Annotated in this window: 23 protein-coding genes; 15 read left to right on the top strand and 8 right to left on the bottom strand. The window is 61.3% G+C overall.

All coding sequences use genetic code 11. The features are described 5' to 3' along the window. The first annotated feature begins 10 nt into the window (after positions 1–10). The 4 genes from ACQ7C1_RS09095 to xylA all read left to right on the top strand — a co-directional run bounded on the left by ACQ7C1_RS09095 (position 11) and on the right by xylA (position 5,822). A complete protein-coding gene (locus ACQ7C1_RS09095) occupies positions 11–1,612 on the top strand; it encodes a DHA2 family efflux MFS transporter permease subunit (RefSeq protein ID WP_430958038.1) in 1,602 nt (533 codons plus the stop codon). 205 nt (positions 1,613–1,817) lie between these two features. Next, positions 1,818–2,840: a LacI family DNA-binding transcriptional regulator gene (locus tag ACQ7C1_RS09090; RefSeq protein WP_430958037.1), complete on the top strand. Its 1,023-nt coding sequence runs from the start codon at positions 1,818–1,820 to the stop codon at positions 2,838–2,840. A gap of 20 nt (positions 2,841–2,860) precedes the next feature. Next, complete coding sequence (xylB, locus tag ACQ7C1_RS09085; RefSeq protein ID WP_430958036.1) at positions 2,861–4,315, top strand: xylulokinase; 1,455 nt, start codon at positions 2,861–2,863, stop codon at positions 4,313–4,315. A 196-nt stretch (positions 4,316–4,511) separates the two neighbouring features. Next, complete coding sequence (xylA, locus tag ACQ7C1_RS09080; protein WP_430958035.1) at positions 4,512–5,822, top strand: xylose isomerase; 1,311 nt, start codon at positions 4,512–4,514, stop codon at positions 5,820–5,822. 61 nt (positions 5,823–5,883) lie between these two features. Here the strand turns inward: xylA and ACQ7C1_RS09075 are convergent, their stop codons facing one another. Further along, positions 5,884–6,915, bottom strand: coding sequence for a LacI family DNA-binding transcriptional regulator (locus ACQ7C1_RS09075; RefSeq protein ID WP_097597195.1), 1,032 nt, complete (start codon positions 6,913–6,915; stop codon positions 5,884–5,886). Between the two features lie 256 nt (positions 6,916–7,171). On the opposite strand from ACQ7C1_RS09075, the gene ACQ7C1_RS09070 reads away from it, so the two are divergent. The 5 genes from ACQ7C1_RS09070 to ACQ7C1_RS09050 all read left to right on the top strand — a co-directional run bounded on the left by ACQ7C1_RS09070 (position 7,172) and on the right by ACQ7C1_RS09050 (position 13,491). Continuing rightward, positions 7,172–8,698 carry a sugar ABC transporter ATP-binding protein gene (locus ACQ7C1_RS09070; protein ID WP_097597196.1) on the top strand — a complete coding sequence of 509 codons (1,527 nt, stop codon included), beginning with the start codon at positions 7,172–7,174 and terminating at the stop codon, positions 8,696–8,698. Positions 8,699–8,774: 76 nt separating this feature from the next. Continuing rightward, complete coding sequence (locus ACQ7C1_RS09065; protein ID WP_085860497.1) at positions 8,775–9,779, top strand: ABC transporter permease; 1,005 nt, start codon at positions 8,775–8,777, stop codon at positions 9,777–9,779. Positions 9,780–9,865: 86 nt separating this feature from the next. Further along, positions 9,866–10,813 carry a substrate-binding domain-containing protein gene (locus tag ACQ7C1_RS09060; RefSeq protein WP_011426857.1) on the top strand — a complete coding sequence of 316 codons (948 nt, stop codon included), beginning with the start codon at positions 9,866–9,868 and terminating at the stop codon, positions 10,811–10,813. 248 nt (positions 10,814–11,061) lie between these two features. Further along, positions 11,062–12,114, top strand: coding sequence for a sugar phosphate isomerase/epimerase family protein (locus ACQ7C1_RS09055; protein WP_430958034.1), 1,053 nt, complete (start codon positions 11,062–11,064; stop codon positions 12,112–12,114). A 189-nt stretch (positions 12,115–12,303) separates the two neighbouring features. Next, positions 12,304–13,491, top strand: a complete 1,188-nt coding sequence (locus ACQ7C1_RS09050; RefSeq protein ID WP_430958033.1) for a Gfo/Idh/MocA family protein — start codon at positions 12,304–12,306, stop codon at positions 13,489–13,491. 73 nt (positions 13,492–13,564) lie between these two features. Here ACQ7C1_RS09050 and ACQ7C1_RS09045 read toward each other — a convergent pair whose 3' ends face one another. Further along, the gene (locus tag ACQ7C1_RS09045) at positions 13,565–13,966 is read right to left on the bottom strand and encodes a DoxX family protein (protein WP_430958032.1); all 402 of its coding nucleotides are present in this window, start codon (positions 13,964–13,966) and stop codon (positions 13,565–13,567) included. Between the two features lie 267 nt (positions 13,967–14,233). Here ACQ7C1_RS09045 and ACQ7C1_RS09040 point away from each other — a divergent pair, with 267 nt between their 5' ends. Continuing rightward, the gene (locus ACQ7C1_RS09040; RefSeq protein WP_430958031.1) at positions 14,234–15,628 is read left to right on the top strand and encodes a GH1 family beta-glucosidase; all 1,395 of its coding nucleotides are present in this window, start codon (positions 14,234–14,236) and stop codon (positions 15,626–15,628) included. Between the two features lie 81 nt (positions 15,629–15,709). Continuing rightward, on the top strand, positions 15,710–17,923 hold the full coding sequence (locus ACQ7C1_RS09035) for a putative bifunctional diguanylate cyclase/phosphodiesterase (RefSeq protein ID WP_430958030.1): 2,214 nt from the start codon (positions 15,710–15,712) through the stop codon (positions 17,921–17,923). Between the two features lie 27 nt (positions 17,924–17,950). Here ACQ7C1_RS09035 and ACQ7C1_RS09030 read toward each other — a convergent pair whose 3' ends face one another. From ACQ7C1_RS09030 to ACQ7C1_RS09020, 3 genes are all read right to left on the bottom strand, one after another. Then, on the bottom strand, positions 17,951–18,880 hold the full coding sequence (locus tag ACQ7C1_RS09030) for a rhodanese-related sulfurtransferase (protein ID WP_430958029.1): 930 nt from the start codon (positions 18,878–18,880) through the stop codon (positions 17,951–17,953). Positions 18,881–18,967: 87 nt separating this feature from the next. Further along, positions 18,968–19,876 (bottom strand): CHAD domain-containing protein, encoded by a 909-nt coding sequence (locus tag ACQ7C1_RS09025; protein ID WP_430958028.1) that lies wholly within the window; start codon positions 19,874–19,876, stop codon positions 18,968–18,970. Further along, complete coding sequence (locus ACQ7C1_RS09020; RefSeq protein ID WP_221112661.1) at positions 19,854–20,342, bottom strand: CYTH domain-containing protein; 489 nt, start codon at positions 20,340–20,342, stop codon at positions 19,854–19,856. The genes ACQ7C1_RS09025 and ACQ7C1_RS09020 overlap by 23 nt, the downstream gene beginning before the upstream one ends. A gap of 155 nt (positions 20,343–20,497) precedes the next feature. Here ACQ7C1_RS09020 and ACQ7C1_RS09015 point away from each other — a divergent pair, with 155 nt between their 5' ends. From ACQ7C1_RS09015 to ACQ7C1_RS09000, 4 genes are all read left to right on the top strand, one after another. After that, positions 20,498–21,136, top strand: a complete 639-nt coding sequence (locus ACQ7C1_RS09015) for a 2-dehydro-3-deoxy-phosphogluconate aldolase (protein ID WP_430958027.1) — start codon at positions 20,498–20,500, stop codon at positions 21,134–21,136. Between the two features lie 112 nt (positions 21,137–21,248). Next, positions 21,249–21,968: a tellurite resistance TerB family protein gene (locus ACQ7C1_RS09010; RefSeq protein WP_430958026.1), complete on the top strand. Its 720-nt coding sequence runs from the start codon at positions 21,249–21,251 to the stop codon at positions 21,966–21,968. Between the two features lie 117 nt (positions 21,969–22,085). Next, the gene (locus tag ACQ7C1_RS09005; protein WP_430958025.1) at positions 22,086–22,781 is read left to right on the top strand and encodes a GNAT family N-acetyltransferase; all 696 of its coding nucleotides are present in this window, start codon (positions 22,086–22,088) and stop codon (positions 22,779–22,781) included. After that, positions 22,778–22,984: a hypothetical protein gene (locus tag ACQ7C1_RS09000; protein ID WP_085779506.1), complete on the top strand. Its 207-nt coding sequence runs from the start codon at positions 22,778–22,780 to the stop codon at positions 22,982–22,984. Before ACQ7C1_RS09005 ends, ACQ7C1_RS09000 begins: the two co-directional genes overlap by 4 nt. Before the next feature lies 1 nt (position 22,985). Here ACQ7C1_RS09000 and ACQ7C1_RS08995 read toward each other — a convergent pair whose 3' ends face one another. From ACQ7C1_RS08995 to ACQ7C1_RS08985, 3 genes are all read right to left on the bottom strand, one after another. Beyond that, positions 22,986–24,062, bottom strand: a complete 1,077-nt coding sequence (locus ACQ7C1_RS08995) for a nickel/cobalt transporter (protein ID WP_430958024.1) — start codon at positions 24,060–24,062, stop codon at positions 22,986–22,988. Further along, positions 24,056–24,697, bottom strand: a complete 642-nt coding sequence (locus tag ACQ7C1_RS08990; RefSeq protein ID WP_097597208.1) for a DUF1007 family protein — start codon at positions 24,695–24,697, stop codon at positions 24,056–24,058. Before ACQ7C1_RS08990 ends, ACQ7C1_RS08995 begins: the two co-directional genes overlap by 7 nt. Before the next feature lie 130 nt (positions 24,698–24,827). Next, on the bottom strand, positions 24,828–25,721 hold the full coding sequence (locus ACQ7C1_RS08985; RefSeq protein WP_430958023.1) for a LysR family transcriptional regulator: 894 nt from the start codon (positions 25,719–25,721) through the stop codon (positions 24,828–24,830). Positions 25,722–26,247 lie beyond the last annotated feature (526 nt).

Below are 26,247 nucleotides of genomic sequence, written 5' to 3'. Positions count from 1 at the left end.
AGATGATCCGATGGCCGGGAGCGCGACAGCAACAGCGGGAACAATTCCGACAGCGCCCGCCCACGCCGGAGATCGCATGGATCCGAGGAAGCTCATCGCCTTTTTCGCGATGGTGCTCGGTATGTTCATGTCGATCCTCGACATCCAGATCGTCTCTGCGTCGCTTGCCGAAATTCAGGCCGGCCTGTCGGCCGGTTCCGACGAGATCGGCTGGGTGCAGACGGCCTATCTGATCGCGGAAGTTATCATGATCCCGCTGTCGGGCACGCTGGCGCGCATCATCTCGACGCGCTATCTCTTCGCCATCTCGGCCGCCGGCTTCACCATGGCGAGCGCGCTCGCCGCGACGGCGACGAATATCGACCAGATGATCGTCTACCGCGCCATACAGGGCTTCATCGGCGGCGGCATGATCCCGTCGGTCTTCGCGGCCGCCTTCACCATCTTCCCGCCGTCGAAGCGCAGCATTGTCTCGCCGATCATCGGCCTGATCGCGACGCTGGCGCCGACCATCGGCCCGACCGTCGGCGGCTATCTCAGCCACGCCTTCTCCTGGCACTGGCTGTTCCTCGTCAATATCGTTCCGGGCATCATCGTCACGCTGGTTACCTGGAACTTCATCGACTTCGACAAGCCGGAACTGTCGCTCTTCAAGAAGTTCGACTGGTGGGGGCTGATCTCGATGGGCGTCTTCCTCGGTGCGCTGGAATATGTGCTCGAAGAGGGCAACTCGAACGATTGGTTCAACGACAATTCCATCGCGCTGGCTGCCGTCGCCTCCGGTGCCGCGGCCATTGTCTTCTTCTATCGCGCCTTCACGGTGGAGTTTCCCGTCGTCGACCTGAAGGCCTTTGCGAACCGGAATTTCTCCTTCGGCTCGGTGTTTTCCTTCGTCATGGGCATCGGCCTCTACGGCCTTACCTATATCTACCCCGTCTATCTTGGGCGAATCCGCGGCTATGACTCGCTGATGATCGGTGAGACGATGTTCGTCTCCGGGCTTGCGATGTTTTTCACGGCACCGATCGCCGGGCGGCTGTCGACCAAGATGGACCTGCGCCTGATGATGGTGATCGGTTTTATCAGCTTCGCCGCCGGCACATACATCATGATCCATCTGACGGCGGACTGGGATTTCTACGAGCTCTTCATCCCGCAGATCCTGCGCGGTTTCGGGCTGATGATGTGCATGGTGCCGATCAACAACATCGCGCTCGGCACGATGCCGCCCTCGCGCATCCGCGGTGCGTCCGGCCTGTTCAACCTGACCAGAAATCTTGGCGGCGCCGTCGGACTCGCTGTCATCAACACCGTGCTCACCAACCGGCAGGATGTGCACTACGAGCGATTGCGGGAGAATATGGACTGGGGCAATTCGGCGGCGATCGACCAGATGAACAACATGGCCGCCAATTTTACCAGTTACGGCATGGACGGCACTTCGGTCGCGATCAAGCAGATGGTTGGCCTCGCCACTAAGCAGGCGGTCATCCTTTCCTTCAGCGATGTGTTCCTGATCCTGACCGCACTGTTCGTTGCGATGATCCTCGGTGTCGCCATGATCAAGAAACCCGCGCCGCAAGGCGGCGGAGGAGGTGGCGGCGGCCACTGACCTCCGGCCCCGTCCCTCGAAAAGGCCCTCTCCGGAGGGCCTTTTTGTTGCGGCTTTCCAGCCTCTGTGTCATCAGGTGGGCGATCGCTCATCGAATTGATGCCAGCGGCCGGCAAGACCGGAAAAATGATGCGGAAATCGCCCCGCTGGTTTTTTTGATTTACGTACATCAAATTTGGCGCTAATGGTCTCGTCAGGAGGAACGATGAGGCCAACTGTTCACGATATCGCCGCTGCGGCGGGCGTCAGTCTCGCGACTGTCGACCGGGTCCTCAATCAGCGTCCTGGTGTGCGCCATGTCACGCGGGAGAAGGTCGAGACCGCAATCCGCGAACTCGGTTATATCAGGGACGTCGCCGCCGCCAATCTCGCCAAGGGTCGCACCTATCCGCTGGTCTTCATCCTCCCGGCCAGCGACAATTCCTTCATGCACGGGCTCAATGCCGAAATCCGGCAGGCGATCCTCCGCTCGCCTGCTGAACGCACCGATATTCGTACCATCGAGGTACCTGCCTTCGATCCGGCCGCTCTCGTCGCCGTGCTCGAAGGGCTTTCCCGCGAAAAGCCTTGCGGCATCGCAATGGTTGCGACCGATGCGCCGGAAGTGCGTGCCGTCGTCGACGGGCTGGTGCATGCGGGCTTTCCCATCGTCACGCTGGTGTCCGATCTTACCGGATCGCTGCGCCATCACTACGCCGGTGTCGACAATATTGCGGCTGGCCGCACGGCGGCCCGTCTGCTCGGCCGGTTCCTAGGGCCGCGAAAGGGCAAGATCGCCGTGCTCGCCGGCTCCATGCTGGTGCGCGACCATCGCGAGCGGCTGGAAGGGTTCACTGCGGTCATGGGAGAGGAGTTTCCCGATCTTGCGATCCTTCCGGTTCTGGAGGGCCGTGACGATCCGGAGATCGCCCATATGCTCGTCGCGGAGGCACTTGGGAATGCCGACATTATCGGCGTCTATAGCCTCGGCGCCGGCAATCGCGGCCTCATCCGGGCACTGAAGGAGAAGGCCGTCGACCGGACGCTGACGGTCATCGCCCACGAGCTGACCGCCCACACGCGGGCGGCGCTTATCGACAACACGATCGATGCGATACTCAATCAGAATGCCGGTCACGAGGTGCGCAGCGCCATCCGGGTGTTGAAGGCCAAGGCGGACGGGCTCGCCGTCATCGAAGCGCAGGAGCGCATCCGGCTCGACATATTCCTGAAGGACAATCTGCCGTAACGGCAAAGGGAGAATGCCACATGTATCTCGGTCTCGATCTCGGAACCTCCGGCGTCAAGGCGATGCTGATCGACGGCGACCAGAAGATCGTCGGTTCGGCCAACGGCGCGCTCGATGTCTCGCGCCCGCATTCCGGCTGGTCGGAACAGGAACCGGCTCACTGGGTGCGCGCGACCGAGGAGGCCGTCGCCGGGCTCAAGGCGAAACATCCAAAGGAGTTTGCCGCAGTCAAGGGCATCGGTCTTTCCGGGCAGATGCACGGCGCGACCCTGCTCGATGCTTCCGACAAGGTGCTACGCCCCTGCATCCTCTGGAACGACACGCGCAGCCATGTCGAGGCGGCGGCACTCGATGCCGATCCGCGCTTCCGTGCGCTGACCGGCAACATCGTCTTCCCCGGCTTCACTGCGCCGAAACTCGCATGGGTTCAGAAGCATGAGTCTGAGGTCTTCGCCAAGATTGCCAAGGTGTTGCTGCCGAAGGATTATCTACGCCTTTGGCTGACCGGCGAATATATCTCCGAAATGTCGGATTCGGCGGGCACCTCCTGGCTCGATACAGGAAAGCGCGGCTGGTCGTCCGAACTGCTTGCTGCCACCAACCTTTCCAAGGAGCAGATGCCGGCGCTCGTCGAAGGCACCGATCAGGCCGGCAGACTAAGGTCCGAACTCGCGGCGCAATGGGGCATATCGGGCACCGTCGTCGTCGCCGGCGGCGCAGGCGACAATGCTGCATCGGCCTGCGGCATGGGTACGGTCAGCGACGGCGCGGCCTTCGTCTCGCTCGGCACCTCGGGCGTGCTTTTTGCGGCCAACGGCTCCTATCTGCCGAAGCCGGAAAGCGCCGTGCATGCCTTCTGCCACGCGCTGCCCAACACCTGGCACCAGATGGGAGTCATCCTGTCGGCCACGGATGCCCTCAACTGGCACTCCGGTGTGACCGGCAAATCCGCTGCCGAACTCACAGGCGAACTTGGCGAGAGGGTGAAGGCGCCTTCCGGCGTCACCTTCCTGCCCTATCTCTCCGGCGAGCGTACGCCGCACAATGACGCCGTGATCCGCGGCGCCTTCTTCGGGCTGGAGCATGAAAGCAGCCGCGTCGTGCTCACTCAGGCCGTTCTAGAAGGGGTGGCCTTCGCCATCCGCGACAATCTCGAAGCTTTGCGCTCTGCCGGCACCAACATTTCCCGCGTTACGGCAATCGGCGGCGGCTCGCGCTCCCGCTATTGGCTGGAGTCGATCGCCACTGCGCTCGGCCTTCCTGTCGACCTGCCGGCTGATGGCGATTTCGGCGCGGCCTTCGGCGCCGCTCGTCTCGGTCTGATCGCGGCGACGGGTGCGGATCCGATCACCGTCTGCACGCCGCCAATGACGGCGGGCACGATCGAACCGGTCGCGGCGCTGAAGGGCGCTTATGAGGATGCTTACAAGCGTTACCGGGCGCTCTATCCGGCGATCAAGTCGCTGGCGCATTGAGAGTTTGAGCCAGCGGTCCCCTCACCCTGCCCTCGCCCCCGAGGGGAGAGGCGGAGCCCGCAGCGACGGCTTTGAAAGAGCTGCAAACGTTGCGGCAAGTCTCTTCTCCCCTTGGGGAGAAGGTGCCGGCAGGCGGATGAGGGGGCTGTATGGCACGAACGATAAGACTGAACGACGAACCCAAGGAGACCCCAACATGAGCACCGGATTTTTCGGCGATATCCAGAAGATCAGATATGAGGGCCCGGACAGCACCAATCCGCTGGCCTTCCGCTATTACCAGCCGGACGAGATCGTCCTCGGCAAGCGCATGGAAGACCATCTGCGTTTTGCGGTAGCCTACTGGCACACCTTCACCTGGCCGGGCGGCGACCCCTTCGGCGGCCAGACCTTCCTGCGCCCGTGGTTCGAAGACTCGATGAAGGCGGCCAAACTCAAGGCCGATGTCGCTTTCGAATTCTTCTCGCTACTGGGCGCACCCTACTATTGTTTCCATGACGCCGACGTGCGCCCGGAGGGCAAGAATTTTGCCGAGAACACCAGGAACCTCAACGAGATCGTCGATTATTTCGCCGAAAAGCAGGCGGCGACCGGCACCAAGCTGCTCTGGGGCACGGCGAACCTGTTCTCCAACCGCCGCTATATGTCGGGTGCGGCGACCAATCCTGATCCGGACGTCTTTGCTTTCGCAGCCGCGACGGTCAAGACCTGCATCGACGCCACGCAGAAGCTCGGCGGCGAGAACTACGTGCTCTGGGGCGGCCGCGAAGGCTACGAGACGCTGCTCAACACCGACCTCAAGCGCGAGCTCGACCAGCTCGGCCGTTTCCTCAACCTCGTCGTCGAATATAAGCACAAGATCGGCTTCAAGGGCACGATCCTGATCGAGCCGAAGCCGCAGGAGCCTACCAAGCATCAGTATGATTACGACGTCGCGACCGTCTACGGCTTCCTCAAGAAGCACGGTCTCGAAAACGAGGTGAAGGTCAATATCGAGCAGGGCCATGCGATCCTCGCCGGCCACTCCTTCGAGCACGAGCTGGCGCTCGCCAATGCGCTCGGGATCTTCGGCTCGATCGACATGAACCGCAACGACTACCAGTCCGGCTGGGATACGGACCAGTTCCCGAACAATGTTCCGGAAATGGCGCTTGCCTATTACCACGTTCTGGCAGGCGGAGGCTTCAAAACCGGCGGCACCAACTTCGACGCGAAGCTGCGTCGCCAGTCGCTCGACCCGGCAGACCTCTTGATCGGCCATATCGGCGGCATGGATTGCTGCGCCCGTGGCCTGAAGGCGGCTGCCAAGATGATCGAGGACAAGGCTCTGTCGCAGCCGCTCGCCGATCGTTACGCCGGCTGGGAATCGGCCGAGGCGCAGAAGCTCTTCCGCGGCGAGTATTCGCTCGAGGAGATCACCAACTGGGTCGAGACCAAGGATGTCAATCCGCAGCCGAGATCCGGCAAGCAGGAACTGCTCGAGAATATCGTCAACCGTTACGTTTGATGATGGACGCCGGCGGCCATCGGTCGCCGGCGCTTTTTGTGGTCGGCTATTCTATCTCCGTTCAGCGCTTCAACCAGTTGCGTGAGGGCGCGGAGACGGAGTTTCTCACCACGAGATCCGGCCTCAGCAGGATTTCCGTCTCGGCCGGCTGGCCGTCGGACAGAAGTTCCAGCAGCAGCGCCATCGCCTGCTTGCCGATCGCCGTCCTCGGCTGGCGGATCGTCGTCAGCGACGGGGATATGAAGACGGCCTGCGGCACGTCATCGAAGCCGGTCACCGAGAAATCCCGCGGAATATCATAGCCGCGTGCACCGAGCCCGATCATGACGCCGATCGCCGTCTGGTCGTTCACGCACATGAAGGCTGTGGGAAGCGTGTCGCGCATGAAAAGCTGTTCAACCGCATGCCGTCCGCTTTCGATCGTGCCGTCGCCTTCGAGCACGATCCTCAAGTCGGGCGGGACGCCAGCAGCGTCGAGACCGGCATCATAACCCATGCGGCGCCTGGTATAGGCGAGCCGGGTGCGGGAATCGCCGATGAAGGCGATCTTGCGATGCCCTTCGGCCAGCAGCAGGTCGACAGCTTTCCGAGCGCCCTCGGTATCGTCAACGCCAACATAGGGAATACCGCCGTTGAAGACCGGTTCGAAAACCCCGACGCTCGGCGGCAGCCGCGCCGTCATGGTCTGATGACCGAAGGGCAGGATGCCGGTGAAGAGGATGAGCCCGGCCGCCTGGTTCGAGTTGAAGAATTTCAGATATTCCAGGCCGCGCTGGGCATCGTTCTGGGTGTGGCCGATCAGGACGCCGTAGCCGTGGGCCCGGGCCTCGTTCTCCAGTCCGACGAGAATATTGGAAAAATTGGGATCGCCGATATCGGGCGCCACCACGAGGATCATGTTGGAGCGGCCGAGTCTCAGGCTCCGGGCCATGGCATTGGTCGTATAACCGGTGATGGCGATCGCCTGATTGACCTTGAGCCGCGTCGAGTTGGCGACTTTTTCCGGCGTGTGGATCGCCCGCGAGACCGTCGCGATGGAGACCTCGGCGATCCGGGCGACATCTTCGATTGTTGCGGGCGTGGAATTCGACACTGGGCTCTGCCTTAAGGCTGTCTTCGCCGCGACACTACACGGACTTGTCGAGAGGTCAAAGGCAAGCGTCAACTGATCTGTGTTAATCCACGATGTAAACCTTTACATGGTTGATGTAAAGGTTTACATAAGGCTCGAAGCGGATGGGAGCCGCATGCGCGTGCCCGTTTGAGGCCTGAGGCGGTTTTCAGACGGAAAATGTGCGCTAGTTCAAAATGGAGCGTTGCCGGGGTGCGGCGCTCTAGGGGAGGGCATAATGACCGTGGAGATCGCCGACACCGCACCCGTGGTGCTGTCCGCCAGGCGCATATGCAAATCCTTCAGCGGCGTGCAGGTCCTCTTCAGCGTCAACTTCGATCTCCGCGCCGGTGAAATCCATGCGCTCATGGGCGAAAACGGCGCCGGCAAATCCACGCTTGTCAAGGTGCTGTCGGGTTTCGAGCAGCCGAGTTCGGGCGAGATCCTGCTCGACGGCAAGCCTGTGGTGCTGCCGCCCAATGGCGCTGCGGAAGCGCTCGGCATCGTCATCATTCACCAGGAATTCAACCTCGCCGACCATCTGACCGTGACGGAGAGCCTTTTCCTCGGTCGCGAAGTCACGCGTCTCGGAGTGCTCGACCGCAAATATATGCGCGCCGAGACCCGCAAGGTTCTCGACGTGCTCGGTTCGCATGTCGATGAGAATGCCTTGATCAGCACGCTTTCCATCGCCGACAAGCAAATGGTCGAGATCGCCAAGGCGATCAGCCGCGATGCGCGCGTCGTCTTCATGGACGAGCCGACCGCCGTGCTGTCGCGGGAAGAGACCAATATGCTTTTCAAGCAGGTCCGCAAGCTCCGCGACCAGGGTACGAGCTTCGTCTTCGTGTCCCACAAGCTCGACGAGGTAATGGAGTTGACCGATCGGGTGACGGTGCTGCGCGACGGCCAATGGATCAAGACGTCGCCGACATCAATCCTGGACGGGGAATCGATCGCGCAGCTGATGGTCGGCCGCGAACTTTCCAGCCTCTATCCCGCCAAGGTCGAGCCTGATGTCGACGAGGAGATCGTCCTCAGCGTCGCTTCGGTGTCGACCGGTTATGTCAGGGATGCGAGCTTCGAAGTGCGCAAGGGCGAGATCATCGGTTTTTCCGGCCTGATCGGCTCCGGCCGTACCGAACTGATGGAGGCGATTGCCGGACTGCGGCCCCGCCTCGAGGGCGAGGTGGTCATCAAGGGGCAAGCGGTCCCCTCCGGCGACGTGCACGCGGCTAATCGCTGCGGTCTTGCCTATATGACCAAGGACCGCAAGTCGAAGGGTCTGCTGTTGCGCTCCGGCATGGCGACCAATCTGACGCTGCAATCGCTCGGAAGACATTCGCGCCACGGCTATCTCAGTCCGAGCAGCGAGGCGGCTGCACTGGCAAAAGCCAAGCGCCGCTTCGACATCAGGGTTCGCGACACCAATATCGTCGCCGGCCGCATGTCGGGCGGAAACCAGCAGAAGCTGCTGCTCGCCAAGGTCATGGAGACCGATCCCGACATCATCATCATCGACGAGCCGACGCGCGGCATCGATGTCGGCACCAAGCAGCAGATCTATCATTTCATTTCGGCGCTCGCCCGCGACGGCCGATCAATCATCGTCGTTTCGTCGGAAATGCCCGAAGTCATCGGGCTCTGCACAAGAGTGGCCGTCATGCGCGAAGGACGGATTGTCGGCGTGCTCGAGGGCGACGAGATTTCCGAGCAGGAGATCATGCGTTACGCCGCCGGGCTCAAAAAGAAGGTGGCTGCGTGAGGCGGAGCGAGACTTCGCCGACGCGGACAATAGATAGGATGCCCAGACGAACTGGGACGGGAGGTTGGTTTTGGACATGAGCATTAACGAGGAGACCAGGGCGATCCGGCGCAGGTCCTGGCGTGACGTTGATCTGCGCGCGGTTGCACCGTTTGCCGCCTTGGCCTTGCTCCTGATTGTCGGCGCATTGGTCAACCCGAATTTCATCGGCATCACCAATCTTGCCAACGTCGCGACACGCTGCGCTTTCATCGCCATCATCGCGGTCGGCGCCACCTTCGTGATCTCGGCCGGAGATCTCGACCTTTCCGTCGGCTCGATGGTCGCCTTCGTCGCCAGCCTGATGATCCTGCTGATCAATTCGGGCGTCATTGCCGATCCGGTGCTGATGCTGACGGCCGCGGTGGTCTTTACGGTGATTGCCGGGGCTCTTTGCGGCCTCGCAAACGGGCTCATCACCACCGTCGGCAAGATCGAGCCTTTCATCGCCACACTCGGCACAATGGGCATTTATCGCGGCTTGACCACCTGGCTGTCGCAGGGCGGCGCGATCACCTTGCGCTCGAGTGAAATCCAGACGCTCTACCGTCCGGCCTATTTCGGCAATATTCTCGGTATTCCCGTGCCGATCGTGGTGATCCTTGTCGTCACCGCGATTGCAGCCTTCATCCTCTATCGCACCCGTTACGGCCGCCATGTCGTGGCTGTCGGTTCGAACAGCGACGTCGCGCGCTATTCGGGCATAGCGGTCAACCGCGTGCGCACCATTGCCTTCGTCATCCAGGGCCTCTGTGTGGCGATTGCCGTGCTGCTCTATGTGCCGCGTCTCGGATCCACCTCGGCAACGACCGGCATCCTGTGGGAGTTGCAGGCCATCACCGCCGTCGTCGTCGGCGGCACGGCGCTCAAGGGCGGTGCCGGCCGGGTCTGGGGGACCATCTGCGGCGCCTTCATTCTCGAACTCGTCGGCAACATCATGCTGCTGTCGAACTTCATCAGCGAGTATCTCATCGGCGCGATCCAGGGTGCAATCATCATCATCGCCATGCTGGTGCAGCGGTCGCTGGTTCGCAAATCCTAAGACAAAGAACTTCTCGGATTGGCCGGGCTTGACAGGGCACCCGGCTCGGATTGGACAAGTCCCTGATATTTTTGGGAGGAAATAGCATGCGCAAGCTCATGTTGGGTCTGGCGGTTGCGGGGGTGGCTTTTGCCGGCGCAGCCTACGCCCAGGACAAGAACTATACGATCGGCGTATCCATTCCGGCCGCCGATCACGGCTGGACCTCCGGCGTCGTGTTCCATGCCGAGCGTATTGCCAAGAAGCTGATGGCGGAACATCCGGGCCTGAACGTCATCGTCAAGACCTCGCCGGATGCCGCGACGCAGGCAAACGCCGTGCAGGACCTCGATACGCAAGGCATCGATGCGCTCGTCATCCTGCCGTCGGATCCGGATCCGCTCGTCAACGCCATCAAGGAGGTCAAGGACAAGGGCAAGTTCGTAGCACTTGTCGACCGCGCGCCGTCGAATAACGACAATTCCGTGCGTGATCTTTACGTCGCCGGCAACAACCCTGCCCTCGGTGAAGTCGCCGGCAAATATATTGCCGAAAAGACGCCGGAAGCCGAAGTCGTCGTTATCCGCGGTCTGCCGATCCCGATCGACCAGCAGCGCCAGGACGGCTTCGACAAGGGTATCGCCGGCTCCAAGGTCAAGGTTCTCGACCGCCAGTACGGCAACTGGAACCGCGACGACGCCTTCAAGGTGATGCAGGACTACCTGACGAAGTACCCGAAGATCGACGTCGTCTGGTGCCAGGACGACGATATGGCCGTTGGCGTTCTGCAGGCGATCGAGCAGGCCAAACGCACCGACATTCAATATGTCGTCGCCGGCGCCGGCTCCAAGGACATGGTCAAGAAGGTCATGGACGGCGACAAGCTGATCCCGGTCGACGTTCTCTATCCCCCGGCAATGGTCGGCACGGCAATGGAGTTGACGGCGGCGGCACTCTACGACCAGGTCCCGGTTCACGGCAACTACATCCTCGACGCGACGCTCGTCACCAAGGAGAATGCCAAGAACTTCTACTTCCCGGATTCTCCGTTCTGATCACTTGATCGGGCAGGTGCGCCCATTCGCAAGGATGGGCGCATTTTTATGCCCTCACCTGGCGGACGGCGAAAATGCTGCACGTACCTCTTGCCCGCCACAGCCCATCATGATTAGGTCGCAGCCATACCGCATCTGGCCTCGCGCCACGCCGGCGGCAAGTGCGAGGAGGCACCTTGCTCCCGCCGAAATGCGTGTTACAAGTTCTTCAGAAACGTTTACGGTCGATATTCAGGGAGGAATCTGACATGAAGACGATCAAGGGTCCCGGCCTTTTCCTTGGCCAGTTCGCGGGCGATACCGCGCCTTTCAATTCCTGGGACGCGATCACCAAATGGGCGGCCGACATCGGTTACAAGGGCGTTCAGGTTCCGACCTGGGCGAGCCAGCTGATCGATCTGAAAAAGGCAGCAACCTCCAAGGATTATTGCGACGAGTTCGCTGGCAAGGCCCGCGAAAACGGCATCGAAATCACTGAGCTCTCGACCCATCTGCAAGGCCAACTGGTTGCCGTTCATCCCGCCTATGACGAAGCATTCGACGGCTTTGCGGCCCCCGAGGTGCGCGGCAATCCGAAAGCCCGCCAGGAATGGGCGGTCGAGCAGGTCAAGATGGCGCTGACGGCATCGAAAAACCTCGGCCTCAAGGCGCATGCGACCTTCTCCGGCGCGCTCGCCTGGCCCTTCATCTATCCCTGGCCGCAGCGTCCCGCCGGTCTGGTGGAGACGGCCTTCGACGAGCTTGCCCGCCGCTGGACGCCGATCCTCAACCATGCCGATGAGAACGGGATCGACGTCTGCTACGAGATCCATCCGGGCGAGGACCTGCATGACGGCATCACCTTCGAGATGTTCCTGGCACGGGTGAAGAACCATCCGCGGGCCAACATGCTCTACGATCCCTCGCACTACATCCTGCAATGCCTCGACTATCTCGAGAACATCGACATCTACAAGGACCGCATCAAGATGTTCCACGTCAAGGATGCGGAGTTCAATCCGACCGGGCGCCAGGGCGTCTATGGCGGTTACCAAGGCTGGGTGGAACGCGCCGGCCGCTTCCGCTCGCTCGGCGACGGTCAGGTCGATTTCGGTGCGGTATTCTCGAAGATGACGGCCAATAATTTCGACGGCTGGGCTGTGGTCGAATGGGAGTGTGCGCTGAAACATCCGGAGGACGGCGCCCGGGAGGGGGCCGAATTCGTGGCCGCACATATCATCCGCGTCACGGAAAAGGCCTTCGACGATTTCGCGGCCGGCGGCACGGACCAGGCGGCCAATCGGCGGATGCTCGGGCTTTAAAAAAGACGTGCCGTGAGGCTGCCCCTAACCCTCTCCCGTTCTGACGGGGAGAGGGGACTTGCCGCACCGGCCGTCGAGGTGGGCGTAAACACCGCGGCATATCACCTTCTCCCCGCGAGCGCGGAGAAGGTGGCGGCAGCCGGATGAGGGGCGCGCATCCGCACCAGGTTAAATTTCAGGAGGACAAGAATGGCAATCGAAGCATCATCGGAACAGACACGCGAGCCGCGCATCCGGCTGGGGATGGTGGGCGGCGGCGCGGGCGCGTTCATCGGTGCGGTGCACCGCATCGCAGCCCGCATCGACGATCAGTACGATCTCATCGCCGGCGCATTGTCGTCGACGCCTGAGAAGGCGGTTCAGTCCGGCCGCGACCTTGGACTCGACCCGTCGCGGACCTATTCCAGCTACCGCGAAATGGCGATCCGCGAGGCGAAGCTGAAGAACGGCATCGAGGCGGTCGCGATCGTTACCCCGAACCATGTGCATTACGACGCGGCCAAGGAATTCCTGAAACGCGGCATCCATGTTATCTGCGACAAGCCGCTGACATCGAACCTTGCGGACGCGAAGAAGCTGAAGAAGGTGGCCGACGAGAGCGGCGCGCTCTTCGTGCTGACGCACAACTACACCGGGTATCCGATGGTCCGTCAGGCGCGCGAGATGGTCGCGAACGGTGAGCTCGGCGATATCAGAGTGGTTCAGGCCGAATATCCGCAGGACTGGCTGACGGAAGCGGTCGAACAGACCGGCCAAAAGCAGGCGGCTTGGCGCACCGATCCGGCCCAGTCCGGCGTCGGCGGGTCCACAGGCGATATCGGCACGCATGCCTATAATCTCGCTTCGTTCATAACTGGCCTGGAACTCGACAGCCTGGCTGCCGATCTCGACAGCTTTGTTCCCGGCCGCCGGCTTGATGACAATGCTCATGTCATGCTGCGTTTCAAGGCGAAGGGCGCGGAAAAGCCGGCCAAGGGCATGCTCTGGTGCAGCCAGGTGGCGCCCGGCCATGAAAACGGCCTGATGGTTCGCGTCTACGGAACCAAGGGCGGGCTGGAATGGACCCAGAAGGACCCGAACTATCTATGGTACACGCCGTTCGGCGAGCCGAAGCGGCTGATCACCCGCGGCGGCGCCGGCGCCGGAGGGGCGGCCGGTCGTGTTTCGCGGGTGCCGTCGGGGCATCCGGAAGGTTACCTTGAGGCATTCGCGACGATCTATACGGAAGCCGCACATGCGATCAACGCCCGCAAGAAGGGCAAGGCTGTCGACAAGGCTGTGGTCTACCCCACCGTCGATGACGGCGTGAAGGGCGTGGCCTTCGTCGAAGCCTGCGTTGCCTCTTCGAAGAAAAACGGCGCATGGGTCAAGGTCTGAGTTTACCGATCGGCGTGGCTCGAGGAAAATGCCGAGGTGGGCTCAGGTCGCCTCGGCGTTTTGCTTATGGTCATTAGGCAGCAGCGCGGCCACGCTTCAGCAGGTTATCGACGCTGAGCGGGCCGGCGCCTGCCGCCACCAGATAGAGAAACACGAAGCAGAACAGGATTGCAGCGACGCCGCCGTTCTGGGCGGGATAAAAACTTTTGCCCGCATGGCCGATAAAATAGGCGAATGCCATCAGCCCTGAGAGCACGAAGGCTGCGATGCGGGTCTGGAATCCCACCAGGACGAGGAAGCCGAGGATGAGTTCGATCAGTCCGGCAATCCAGGAGAGCGAGCCCATCGGCGGCACGCTTGCCGCGGCCGGAAAATGCAGGATCTTCTGCGTTCCATAGTTGAAAAGCACAAGCGACGAGACGATGCGCAGCAGGCTCAGCAGATGCGGCTGCAGCAGATGGATTGAAGAGAGCATTGGGTTCCTTTCATGTTTGGCGATGCCTTCGCTGTGTAGGGATCATGGGCTCGGCAGCAAGTCACGACTGCTGACATTCGCGTTATGAGAGCAATCGGAGGCGAAAAACGCGGCAAGTCGAAGCGGCTGGCTTGCGCAGTCTCCGCCGCTCGGCAGCCTATACTGTAACGTTGCAGTTTTTCTGCTGCCGGGCCTGTACTTTGCTTGCCGGCTTGGCTAAATCCGAGCCCCACGGTCAATTCAGATGCTGAGAGACAGGATTTACAGATGATCGATGCGAAGACGCTTGCAAGCCGCTTTCCCGGTGATTTCACCTTCGGTGTTGCCACCGCCGCCTTCCAGATCGAGGGCGCCGGTAAAGCCGATGGCCGCAAGCCGTCTATCTGGGATGCTTTCTGCAACATGCCCGGCCGCGTCTACAATCGCGACAACGGCGACGTTGCCTGCGACCACTATAACCGCCTGGAGCACGACCTCGATCTCATCAAGGAGATGGGTGTCGAAGCCTATCGCTTCTCCATTGCCTGGCCGCGTATCATCCCGGAGGGCACGGGTCCCGTGAACGAGGCGGGCCTTGACTTCTACGATCGGCTGGTCGACGGCTGCAAGGCGCGCGGGATCAAGACCTTCGCGACGCTCTACCATTGGGACCTGCCCCTGCTGCTCGCGGGCGATGGCGGTTGGACGGCGCGCTCAACTGCCTATGCCTTTCAGCGATACGCCAAGACTGTCATGAGCCGCCTCGGCGACCGCCTCGATGCCGTCGCCACCTTCAACGAGCCCTGGTGCATCGTCTGGCTGAGCCACCTCTACGGTATCCATGCTCCGGGTGAGCGCAATATGCAGGCTGCCCTTCACGCCATGCATTACATGAATCTTGCCCACGGACTCGGCGTCGAGGCAATCCGTTCGGAAGCTCCCAATGTGCCGGTCGGGCTTGTGCTCAACGCCGCCTCGATCATCCCGGGCTCCGACAGCCCGGCCGATCTTGCCGCCGCCGAACGTGCGCATCAGTTCCACAACGGCGCCTTCTTCGATCCCGTCTTCAAAGGCGAATATCCGAAGGAATTCGTCGAGGCGCTCGGTGACCGCATGCCCGTCATCGAAGACGGCGATCTGAAGCTCATCAGCCAGAAGCTCGATTGGTGGGGTCTGAATTACTACACGCCCGAGCGCGTCGTCGACGATGCCGAACGAAAAGGCGATTTCCCCTGGACGGTGAAAGCGCCACCGAGAAGTGACATCAAGACCGATATCGGCTGGGAAATCTATGCGCCGGGGTTGAAGCTCCTGGTCGAGAACCTTTATCGCCGCTATGACCTGCCGGAATGCTACATCACCGAAAACGGCGCCTGCGACAATACTGGTGTTGTCGATGGCGAGGTCGACGATACGATGCGTCTCGATTATCTCGGCGATCATCTCGACGTCGTGGCCGACCTCATCAAGGACGGTTACCCCATGCGCGGCTATTTCGCCTGGAGCCTGATGGATAATTTCGAATGGGCCGAAGGCTACCGTATGCGCTTTGGCCTCGTCCATGTCGATTACCAAACGCAGGTCCGCACGGTGAAGAAGAGCGGCAAATGGTATAGCGCACTTGCGGCAGAATTTCCGAAAGGCAATCACATGCCGGCTCAGCAGAACAAACTGAAAAAATAGACCGGCGGAAAGCTGCAACAGGCAGTTGCTTAAACGTTTCTGAACCCTTGACTGGCAAACTCCGCTGGTCAGGGAGCCGGAATGCAAATACTCGCAAAATTGCAGGGCAGGGGATCGGCCATAGGCCGTCACATCACCGTCACGGGCGTGCTGTTCTCCTTTGCTGTCATCGTCGCGGTCGCCACCATCATGGTGTTGACGGCACTCGAACGCGTCGCTGAGAACGCCAATGTCCTTGACGACGAGCGCTCACGCGAAACGACGATCGGCGCGTTGAAGACCTTCGAGGATCAGCTCGGCGCGACGCTCGACGATTATGCCGCTTGGGATGATGCCGCTGCCAACGTCTATGCGTCCGATGGCATGGCGTGGACGGTCAGCAACTACGGCGAGATGTCGGTCAACAGCTCGCTTTTCGACATGGCGATCCTTGTCGATGATGCGAAGAACTCGATCATGGCCTATCGCGATGGCAAGCCGATGGAGGAGCCGCCCGCGGATTTCTTCGCGCCCTCGCTGTGGAAACTGTTCGACGTGGTCAAGGCGGCCGGCACGGTCGAGACGCCCCAGGCGGTCGGTTTCATCACCAGCAAACGCGGCATTGCCGCTGTCGGCGTGGCATTGGTGCGGAAGAAATCCGGCGCGCTTGATGCGCCCGCCGGGCAGCACCGTTATCTTATTTTCGCCCGCCATCTCGATGACGACAGGGTGGCCGGGCTCGGGCAGACCTATGTGATCGCCGGACTGAGGCTGGCGCCGCCGAATTTCGCGGCCGAATATCTCGTACCTATCGTCGATCCGTCGGGGGCAACGATCGGCAAGCTCGTCTGGAATTCTCGCTCACCCGGCAATATCGCCTACGCGCAGGTGCGGCCGATGGTCATCCAGGCACTCGGTCTCGTTGGGCTCTTCTTCGTGGTGCTGCTGGCCATCGGCTGGTTGGCCGGCCGACGCCTGAAGGCGGAGGAAAACAGCGCGCGCGAAGAGGCGCTGCGCGACAGGCTGAGCGGCCTTTCCAATCGCGACGGCCTCGGGCTCGCCGTCGATCGTTTTGTCCTCGAAGCGCGCCAGAGCAAACGCAACGTGCTGCTCCTCTATCTCGACCTCGACGGTTTCAAGGAAGTCAATGACAGCTATGGACACGGCACCGGCGACCAGTTGATCCGCGCGGTCGCGGCCGGCCTTAAAGTATTGATCCCGCAAGGCGCAGTTCTCGCCCGCATCGGCGGGGATGAATTTGCGATCGCCTTTCTCTCCGATGCCGAGAACGCTGCCGCCCTCCACCTTGCCGAGCAGATCCTTGATTTTCTCGTCGAGCCGCTGGAGATCGGTCGCCGTGTTGTCGTCGTTGGCGCCAGCATCGGCATCGCCATGTCGCCTGCCGGTGCAATCGATCGCGAGGAACTGGTGCGCCGTTCCGACCTTGCCATGTACAAGGCGAAGGAGGCGGGCCGTGCGCGGATGACGCTTTACGATCCATCGATGGATGCGGACCGGCAGCAGCGCAATGCGCTGGAGCTCGATCTCAGAATCGCCATTGAAAGCGGTGACCTGACGCTTGCCTATCAGCCGCTGGTCGATGCGGGGACGCATGCGCTGACCGGCGTCGAGGCGCTGGTACGGTGGAACCGTCCGGGACACGGCCCGGTTTCGCCCGAGGTGTTCATTCCGATCGCCGAGACCAGCGGCCTCATTGAATCGCTCGGCCTGTTCGTGCTGCGCAAGGCCTGCGAAACGGCCAAGCAGTGGCCGGAACTGAACGTCTCGGTCAATGTCTCGCCCGGCCAGTTCCGCAATCCCGCCTTCACCGACTATGTGCGCTACGTGTTGAAGCAGACGGAGATCGAGGCCAGCCGCATCACGCTCGAGATCACCGAAGGTTATATGATCCAGAATCCGCAGCGCACTCGCCAGTCGATTGAACGGCTGAAGGGGCTGGGGGTTAAAGTGGCGCTCGATGACTTCGGTTCCGGCTTCTCTTCGATCGGCTATCTCAGACAGTTCGGCTTCGACCGCATCAAGATCGACCGCTCACTGGTCATGGGCGTCAACGAGGACAAGCGCCAGCGCGAAATGCTGCAGGCAACGGTGGCGCTCGCCCGCTCGCTGGATATCCCGGTGACGGCGGAAGGCATCGAGACCGAGGGACAGGCGGTCGCCATGCGCCTGTTCGGCTGCGACTGTCTGCAGGGCTATTTGTTCGGAAAGCCTCTGGCGGCCGAGCGAATTACCGAGATGCTGAACGAGCTTCGTACTGCGGAGCAATCAACCCGGCGCCGCCTCGGCGCGGCCTGACGGCGAAATTCCCGGGGCGCGAACTCATCAGCTGCCGATATGCCGTTGGCCGCGTTTTTTCGCCAGCGCGATCTGATGCTGCCGCTGACGGTAGCGCAGCCGGTCTTCCTCTGTCCTCGTGTGATAACAGTGGCTGCAGGAAACGCCTTCCTCATAAAGCGGCGAGGCAATTTCCTCTGACGTGATCGGGTTGCGGCAGGCGTGGCACAGCCGGTGCTCGCCTTCCTTTAGGCCGTGTTCGACGGATACACGCTCATCAAAGACGAAACAGGCGCCCTCCCAGAGGCTTTCTTCCTGCGGCACTTCCTCCAGATATTTCAGGATGCCGCCCTTTAGATGATAGACCTCATCGAAACCCTCGGCCTTCATGAAGGCGGTGGCCTTCTCGCAGCGTATGCCGCCGGTGCAATACATGGCCACTTTGGGCTTGTTGTGCAGCCCCGTATTCCGGCGCACCCAATCAGGAAATTCGCGGAATGTCTTGGTCCTGGGGTCGAGCGCGCCGCGAAAGGTACCGATTGCCGTCTCATAGTCGTTGCGGGTGTCGATGACGATCGTATCGGGATCGGAGATCAGCGCGTTCCAGTCCCGGGGCGCCACATAAGTACCGACAGTCTTATTGGGGTCGATGTCCTCGACGCCCATGGTGACGATTTCCTTCTTCAGCTTCACCTTCATGCGCAGGAAGGGCATTTTCGAGGCGCGGCTTTCCTTGTGCTCCAGGCTCGCGAATTCCGGCTGGGCACGCAGGAAGGCGAGCACGGCGTGAATGCCGGCATCCGGTCCCGCGATCGTACCGTTGATGCCCTCATGCGCCAGAAGCAGCGTTCCCTTGATGTCGTTTTCCTCGCACAGCGCCTGCAGCGGGGCCTGCAAGGTGGCAAAGCGCGGCACGGATACGAAATGGTAGAGCGCCGCTACCAGGAACGGGCTGGTGTGTGTCAGGCTGTCGGTCATGGGCGGGAAATACAGAAAATTGACCGTTCGCGCAATTGCCTTCCGCGCAGGCGGCCTACCGTCTTCGGGATCGCGCCTGCCCATCGCTCAATTCGCAGCCGTCAGCCAGAGAAGCTCGATACGCTCCGATTCCTCATCGGGATCATCGGCGAAGACGGTTTCGGCTTTGAGGAGGGCGTGCCGCCGGTCTTCCTGCTGGCGGAAGATGATCGCGTCAAGAAGATGCGCCAGATCGTCGTTGCGGGTGAAGAGCTGCGGCTCGGCTTCGACCAGCTCACAGAGTACGGCAAGGTCATGGATGTGGCCGAGATCCTCGACCAGTTCCTTGGCCGCATCGCGCTTGGCCTTCATCGCGGTCGGCCAGATGTCGCGCAAAAGAGCGTGGTAGAGCCGATAATCGTAGGTGCGTTTGCGCAGATCATGGAAATCCCCGGCCGATGCATCGCCGTGACATCTGGCAAGTGCCGCCTTTGCCTTGCGCGCGGTGCGGCGCCAGCTCTTCGCCAGCATGCGTGCGTTCTTGCGGTGGCTGCCATCGAAGGAAATGCCATCCAAAGCCGCGATTGCCTCCTTCAGCACGCCTGGGGCTTCTATCAGCCGCTGTTGCAGGCCGCTCTCGGCATCCGCCATCCAGTCGCGGCGCCCCTCGAGAATGGTGACGATCCGGCCGAGCGCCTCGCTTTCCTCTTGCCCCCGGGCTGAATGCTGCAAATATTGGGCGGTGCCGATGAGCGCGGCAGCGTCGCGGATCGCCGAAAGCGAGCGCGCGGCATCGCGCAGTCTTGCATTTTCCTGTTTCTGGAAATCAGGCAACTCGCGCGCGACGAGCCGGTAGAGCGAGCGCAATCGCTTCAGGTTTTTTCGGAAGGAATGGATTGCCTCGTGCGCACCGTCCGGCCGCTCTTCGAGAAAGGTAATGGCACCTTCCAGCTGCTCAGTCGCGACGCTCCTGAATGCCTCGGTGAAATCGTCGTCAGGCCGAATGCGATAGGCCATGCCTGTCGTGCCCGTATTCTGTGGCAAGGGCCTGGTTGGAGTAGCGGAAATCGCCGGTCACTTCGCGGCCAAGCCAGGCGGGCAGGACGGGTTTGTCAGTTTCTGCCGTCATCTCAACTTCGGCAATCACCAGTCCGCGATGCTCACCGGCAAAGACGTCGACTTCCCAGACGAAGCCTTGATGCGGGACGCGGTAGCGCGTCTTCTCGATGACGACGCCGATCGCGCTCTGCAACAGCTCCTCGGCATCGGCAATCGGGATGTCATATTCGAATTCGTCACGGGTGATGGCACTGCGGCCAATCTTGATCGTCAGCTTCGCTTTCCTGCCGTCGAGGGTGCGAACGCGAACGGAACGGTCGTCCATCGAGGCGATGTAACCCTGCCTCAGGACAGACTTGCTCTCGACGGCGGAACGCCATCCATCGCCGCGTACAAGAAACTTCCGCTCGATCTCTTTCGCCATGTCGGTGAACCTTTTGTGACGATCGCCGCACGGTAGACCAATTTCCAGGCATTTCATACCCTTCTTCTCACGCAGCCGGGTTTTATCTCGACAAGGTTCGGCGAGGGCGTTATTCGGAATGCAAATTTCAATCGTTTCAAGGAGGTCGTGCAACCATGGGCGAGAAAACAGAGAAGCTCCTTTCCATCCTGAAACTCCAGCCGGTCGTTCCGGTTCTGATCGTTGACGATGCCAGGTCGGCGGTGCCGCTGGCCCGCGCGCTCGTCGCAGGCGGCCTGAAAGCAATCGAGATCACCATGCGCACGCCGGCGGCACTCGATGCCGTGCGAGCCGTCGCCGCCGAGGTCGAGGGCGCCGAAGTCGGCGCCGGCACCATCCTGAATGCCGCCCATTGGCAAGCGGCTGTCGAGGCCGGCTCGAAGTTCATCGTCAGCCCGGGCACGACGCAGGAGCTGATTGATGCCGCCGCCGATTCCGACGTGCCGCTGCTTCCGGGAGCTGCGACCGCCAGTGAAGTCATGGCGCTGCGTGAGGAAGGCTATCAGGTGCTGAAGTTCTTTCCGGCTGAGCAGGCCGGGGGCGCCGCTTATCTCAAGGCACTCTCTTCGCCGCTCGCCGGCACGCTGTTCTGCCCGACCGGCAGCATTTCGCTGAAGAACGCCAGGGATTATCTTTCGCTGCCGAACGTCGTCTGTGTCGGCGGTTCGTGGGTTGCGCCAAAGGAAATGGTCGCAGCCGGCGACTGGACCGGCATTACCAAGCTTGCGACTGAGGCCGCCGCGCTGAAGGCCTGAGGTTGCATGGGCGGGGTATGAGCGCCAGGCACAGCCCCCACGCCCAATATTTGTATTTCAGCCGTCGCAAACCTATGTTCTCCTCCGGCCTCAAACAGGGAGACGACGAGGAATGTTCGACGCAAAGAAGCTTCTCGACCAGTTCTTGGGTTCGCAAGTGCCGGGTCTCGGCGGTTCAGTCCGCGACAGAGCGGACGGGGCTATACAGACGGCAAAGAACAATCCAATGAAGACCGGCGCGATCGCAGCCGTACTTCTCGGCACCAAGACCGGTCGCAGTATCGCCGGCAATGCATTGGCGATCGGCGGTCTTGCCGCTATCGCCGGCCTTGGCTATCAGGCCTACAAGAACTATCAGTCGGGCCAAGCGCCCGCGGCCCCCTCGGATGCGCCGTCGGCGAACAACCCAGTGCTGCTGCCGCCGCCCGTCGAATCCGGTTTCGGACCGGCATCGCCTGCTGGCAGCAACGAATTCGTGCTGGTGCTTATCCGGGCGATGATCGCCGCAGCCAAGGCCGACGGCCATATCGACGACGCCGAACGCGCCCTGATTATGGACAAGATCAAGGCCGCTGACGTCAGCGGCGAGGCCGCTGCTTTCATCGAGGGCGAACTTGCGTCACCGACGGATATCGACGCGCTCGTGGCTGCGGCGGTCACGGAAGAACAGCGCGTCGAGCTCTACACCGCCTCGCGGCTGACCATCGATCCGGATTCGCGCGCCGAGCGCGGTTATCTCGATCTGCTCGCCGGCCGGCTCGGCCTCGCCGATCAGCTGGTCGACCATATCGAGGCGACGGTGTCATCCGCCAAGACGACCTTGTCACAGTGACATCCAGGCCGGTTGCCTTTATCGGGCGACTGGCCTATCCACTCCCGGAGCCTTCCCCGGATAAATTGACGCTTTCGCCAATTTATCCGGGGAAGGCTCTGGAATAGGGGAGTGAACATGCGCGATCTTGCAAATTTCAAGGGCTGCCCGGCGCCGAAGCCGGTTACGCTGAAAGGCCGTTTCGTCACGGTCGAGCCCTATCGTCGCGAAGAACATCTCGAGGCGCTGTGGGACGGGCTCGGCGGCATGGGCATCAACCGGCTGCTTCTTTATTTCGCGCAAGACGACTTCTCCGGTATCGAGGATTTCGCCAACTGGCTGGAAAGCGTCTACACCAAGTCCGGCTGGCTCACCCATATCTTCCGTGACAACGCCACAGGCAAGGTCGTCGGCATGGCGAACTACATGCGCGCCGACCCGGCAAACGGTGTCGTCGAAATCGGCGGCGTGGCTCATGGTCGCGAGATGAGCCGTTCGCCGCTGTCCACCGAAGCGCATTACCTTATGGCCAAACATGTGTTCGAGGACCTCGGCTATCGCCGCTACGAATGGAAATGCGACAACAAGAACGAGGCGAGCAAGGCGACGGCACTGCGCTACGGCTTCAGCTTTGAAGGAGTGTTCCGTCAGCACATGATCTCCAAGCATCGCAATCGCGACACCGCCTGGTTCTCGATGATCGACGCCGAATGGCCGCTGATCAACGATGCTTTCGAGGCCTGGCTTTCCCCCGAAAATTTTGACGCGGCCGGCAAACAGATCCGCCGCCTGCAGGATATTCGTGCGGATCTGGAAAAGGAACGGCTCGCGTGAGCCCGGAAAGCCGCTCGCAGGCGATCGCCGCCGCTGTCATCCTGCTCGGCGCGGGCATCGTCCTCTATTTTCTGCCGACCATCGTTCTATGGATCGGCAATTTCTCGCCGACGCTGGGAATTACAGTCGGCTTCTGCCTGATCATGGCGTTTTTTGCGGTCTTCTGGCTGCGGGCGCGCTATCAGCGCCACAGAGGAAAATAATCTACCCTTGCAGTGAGGCCCCGAGCAGGACGGCGCCCATCAGGATGACAAGCAGGGCGCCGAGGATTTCAATGGCGTTGCCAACCCAGACGGAAGCCGTCGAGCCGCGTCCGGAGAGGCGGACCGCCGCACTCTTGGCGGTGACGGCAAGCGTCGCGAGCACGGAAACCGTGATCGCCGTGCCGAGCGACATGGCAGCGACCGAAAGCGCGCCCCCGAGATAGAGGCCGTTCAGCAGCGAGAACGTCATGACAAGCAAAGCCCCGGAGCAGGGTCGAAGGCCGACGGCTACGATCGCCGACCAGGCCTCGCGGACGCTGAACCTGTCGCCGGCGAGCAGGGCCGGATCGGGCACGTGCGTATTGCCGCAGGTCTCGCAGGCCATGCCGGGAACGAAGTTGTGGCCGGCGTTCACGGCCTGCGCCTTGCCGTTGAAGGCATAGGACTGGCGTTCGGCTGCGTTATCCTTCCATTCCAGCATCATGGACACCGGACCGGCCGACGTCGCCACCAGCCGGCGGCGCGGCAGATGGCTTGCCATCGAACGCAGTTTGCGGAACAGCAGCCAGCCACCGAAGAGGATGACCATGATGAAGCTCATGATTTCCATGGCATGAGTGGCTGTCGTCAGCGTAATCCCGGTGCCGCGCAGCACCAGCCAGGCGCCGCCGACCAGCGCCATGGCGACGACGCCCTGAATGAAAGCCGAAATGAAGGAAATAACCACGCCGCGCTTCAGCTCGACCTCGTTGGCGATCATGTAGGAGGAGATGACCGCCTTGCCGTGACCGGGGCCGGCGGCATGGAAGACGCCGTAGGCGAAGGAAAGGCCGATCAGCGATGTCAGCTGCCACGGATCTTCGCGCATGCCCTTCAGCGCACCAGTCAGCGCCCTGTAGAAGGCCTGCTGTTCATAGTTCACGTAGAGCAAAAGCGGCGCAAACGGTCCGCCTGTCGGTTGAAAACTCGGTTCGGCCGTGCCGATGCCGAGCGGCGATTGCGCGTGGGCGAGGCTTGCCGCCGTCAGGAGCGCGAGCAGTGCTGCGGAAAGGATGAGGGACGGGCGTTTGATCAGCATGTGAGCTCCAGCCGTGTGGCGAAGAGTTTGGACATGTTGGTGCCGGTGGGGTCGTTGAAGAAGGCGTCCGTCAGCGACTGCTTGTTTTGCGATATCACCTCGTCGGCATCCGGCCTTACCACCTGGTGTTTGCAGGCCTTGAAGCCGTCGCCCACCGTTGCCAGCTCGTTGTCTGTGGGAAAATCAATCGACGTATAGAGCGTCGGATCGTAGACGCCGAAGGTAAGCCTGCCCTTGAGCGGCATCTTCTCCGCCGGCTTGACCGCAAAGAACATCAGGAGCTGGCCGTTCTTATAGTCGACATGGATGATGTCCGGCTGCTGGACGGTGATGCTCTTCCCGTTGATCGTCAGGTTCATGTAATAATCGTAATCGGCAAGCGATTGCTTCACCGTTTTGCCGACCTGCGCGAGTTCGTTCGGCTCCAGCTTCAGATCGGTGTTCTTGTCGAAATCCATGACGACCGAAGAGGAAAAGACCTCGTCAAAGCGCCAGACATTACGCAGTTCCTCGACGCTGCCGTCAGCGCCAGCCACGACTTCGAGCCGCGCCTCCACGAAGATGTGCGGATGCGCAAAGGCGGCGGCCGGCGCCAGCGAAAGAAGCGCGGTGATCAATGGTATGGATTTGTTCATGCGTCCCGCTGCCTTATTCGCTCGACCCGAGTTCTTGCCAGAAATTGGGACGGAATTGGGACCGGTTTGTCGGTGAGTCCCCATCGGCACCGCTCCATCGTCCGACCGGACAGCTCCTGCCGTGCAGATCTCAAGGATACTTCCTGAACCAATTGTGCAGGTAATCGACAAAGATCCTCACCTTGGCCGGCAGGTATCGACGGTGCGGATAGACGGCGTAGATGCCGCGGTCGGTCGGGATGTAATCGTTGAATAGCGTCACCAGCTCGCCACTTTCGATCGGCTTGCGGGCGATGAAATCGGGAATAAGCGCGATGCCGATGCCGGCAAGCGCTGCGCGCAGCGTCGCGTGCGGGCTGTTGACCTCAATCGGCCCGGAGACGGCGACGGCGAAGGTTGTGTTGTCAGGATTGTGGAAGCGGATGCTGCCCTGGGTGCGCGAATTGGTGTCGACGATAAAGGGGAGATTGGAAATGTCGCTTGGATGCTCCAGATCGGGATGGCGCTCCAGAAAATCCGGGGTGGCGCAGAGGTGGACGCGGAAATCGGAGATCTTGCGGGCAATCATGCCGGAATCTTCGAGCTTGCTGATGCGGATCGCCACGTCGAATCCTTCCTCGATCAGATCGACGAATCGGTCATCGGCAGAGATCTCCAGCGCAAGGTCCGGGTTCTCGCCGGCGAAATCGATCAGCGACTGGCCGACGTCGGCGTCGACGAAGGTGCGGGGGACGGAGACGCGCAACCGTCCCTTCAGCTGTGCATTGTTTTCGCGCACGAGATCGGCAAGGTTGTCGATCTCCTTCAAAATATCGGAGGCGCTGCGATAATAGGTGTGGCCGGCCTCCGTCATGGAGAACTGCCGGGTGGTGCGGTTGAGCAGCAGTGCGCCGAGCTCGTCTTCCAGTTCGCGCACATATTTGGACAGCAGAGCCTTTGAGCGGCCGGTGCGCCTGGCGGCGGCGGAAAAGCCCTCAGCCTCGACGACATCGATGAAGGCGCGTATGCGCGTCAAGGTATCCATGGTGCTTTCCTAGAACTGTTTCGGAACATTGAACAAATTGGCCCGTGCTGTTCAATTATTTTTTTGCCCACAGGATCAAAAAATCGCTTGATTATGAAGGCGAATATTCTTATCTCCCAGGCAGCCCAAAGTCGCACGTGCCCATGGGTGTCCGCCGAACCCTCGAATTGGTGAGGAAATCGGTAAGGTACCTGGAATTAACCCCTCCAGTCGCTATTCCGGCCAACCGGAAAATGCGAGGACGCCTGAAGCAACGACGGTGCGGGCCTTTTTGTTCTCTCCCTGCTTTCCATCAGTGGGGGTTACTGAAGAGGCACACCATCATTGCCGGAAGTGCGGTTGGGACTCTCCCTCCAATCCATGGCAGACAAAGCCGAACTTACACCGCGTCCGCGGCGTTGGTTCACTATCCGCGCATCGAGCGCTTGCTATGGTTCCGGGGTCTCCACCGGCTGGTTCCAATGCGAGTTCTCGTATGCCCTTTGTCCTCCGGTTCATGCCGGAGCTCTGGAATTGGAAGAGGGAA

Source organism: Rhizobium sp. Nf11,1 (assembly GCF_050587665.1).
In the GTDB taxonomy this organism is placed as follows: Bacteria; Pseudomonadota; Alphaproteobacteria; order Rhizobiales; family Rhizobiaceae; genus Rhizobium.
Note: the sequence above shows the minus strand (reverse complement) of the source record. Positions and strands in the feature narration are given on the sequence as shown.

What these genes read in the sequence shown, in the direction of transcription:
- ACQ7C1_RS09095 (WP_430958038.1), top strand. Translation starts at nt 11, where the DNA reads ATGGCCGGGAGCGCGACAGCAACAGCGGGAACAATTCCGACAGCGCCC.
- ACQ7C1_RS09090 (WP_430958037.1), top strand. Translation starts at nt 1,818, where the DNA reads ATGAGGCCAACTGTTCACGATATCGCCGCTGCGGCGGGCGTCAGTCTC.
- xylB (WP_430958036.1), top strand. Translation starts at nt 2,861, where the DNA reads ATGTATCTCGGTCTCGATCTCGGAACCTCCGGCGTCAAGGCGATGCTG.
- xylA (WP_430958035.1), top strand. Translation starts at nt 4,512, where the DNA reads ATGAGCACCGGATTTTTCGGCGATATCCAGAAGATCAGATATGAGGGC.
- ACQ7C1_RS09070 (WP_097597196.1), top strand. Translation starts at nt 7,172, where the DNA reads ATGACCGTGGAGATCGCCGACACCGCACCCGTGGTGCTGTCCGCCAGG.
- ACQ7C1_RS09065 (WP_085860497.1), top strand. Translation starts at nt 8,775, where the DNA reads ATGAGCATTAACGAGGAGACCAGGGCGATCCGGCGCAGGTCCTGGCGT.
- ACQ7C1_RS09060 (WP_011426857.1), top strand. Translation starts at nt 9,866, where the DNA reads ATGCGCAAGCTCATGTTGGGTCTGGCGGTTGCGGGGGTGGCTTTTGCC.
- ACQ7C1_RS09055 (WP_430958034.1), top strand. Translation starts at nt 11,062, where the DNA reads ATGAAGACGATCAAGGGTCCCGGCCTTTTCCTTGGCCAGTTCGCGGGC.
- ACQ7C1_RS09050 (WP_430958033.1), top strand. Translation starts at nt 12,304, where the DNA reads ATGGCAATCGAAGCATCATCGGAACAGACACGCGAGCCGCGCATCCGG.
- ACQ7C1_RS09045 (WP_430958032.1), bottom strand. Translation starts at nt 13,966, where the DNA reads ATGCTCTCTTCAATCCATCTGCTGCAGCCGCATCTGCTGAGCCTGCTG.
- ACQ7C1_RS09040 (WP_430958031.1), top strand. Translation starts at nt 14,234, where the DNA reads ATGATCGATGCGAAGACGCTTGCAAGCCGCTTTCCCGGTGATTTCACC.
- ACQ7C1_RS09035 (WP_430958030.1), top strand. Translation starts at nt 15,710, where the DNA reads ATGCAAATACTCGCAAAATTGCAGGGCAGGGGATCGGCCATAGGCCGT.
- ACQ7C1_RS09030 (WP_430958029.1), bottom strand. Translation starts at nt 18,880, where the DNA reads ATGACCGACAGCCTGACACACACCAGCCCGTTCCTGGTAGCGGCGCTC.
- ACQ7C1_RS09025 (WP_430958028.1), bottom strand. Translation starts at nt 19,876, where the DNA reads ATGGCCTATCGCATTCGGCCTGACGACGATTTCACCGAGGCATTCAGG.
- ACQ7C1_RS09020 (WP_221112661.1), bottom strand. Translation starts at nt 20,342, where the DNA reads ATGGCGAAAGAGATCGAGCGGAAGTTTCTTGTACGCGGCGATGGATGG.
- ACQ7C1_RS09015 (WP_430958027.1), top strand. Translation starts at nt 20,498, where the DNA reads ATGGGCGAGAAAACAGAGAAGCTCCTTTCCATCCTGAAACTCCAGCCG.
- ACQ7C1_RS09010 (WP_430958026.1), top strand. Translation starts at nt 21,249, where the DNA reads ATGTTCGACGCAAAGAAGCTTCTCGACCAGTTCTTGGGTTCGCAAGTG.
- ACQ7C1_RS09005 (WP_430958025.1), top strand. Translation starts at nt 22,086, where the DNA reads ATGCGCGATCTTGCAAATTTCAAGGGCTGCCCGGCGCCGAAGCCGGTT.
- ACQ7C1_RS08995 (WP_430958024.1), bottom strand. Translation starts at nt 24,062, where the DNA reads ATGCTGATCAAACGCCCGTCCCTCATCCTTTCCGCAGCACTGCTCGCG.
- ACQ7C1_RS08990 (WP_097597208.1), bottom strand. Translation starts at nt 24,697, where the DNA reads ATGAACAAATCCATACCATTGATCACCGCGCTTCTTTCGCTGGCGCCG.
- ACQ7C1_RS08985 (WP_430958023.1), bottom strand. Translation starts at nt 25,721, where the DNA reads ATGGATACCTTGACGCGCATACGCGCCTTCATCGATGTCGTCGAGGCT.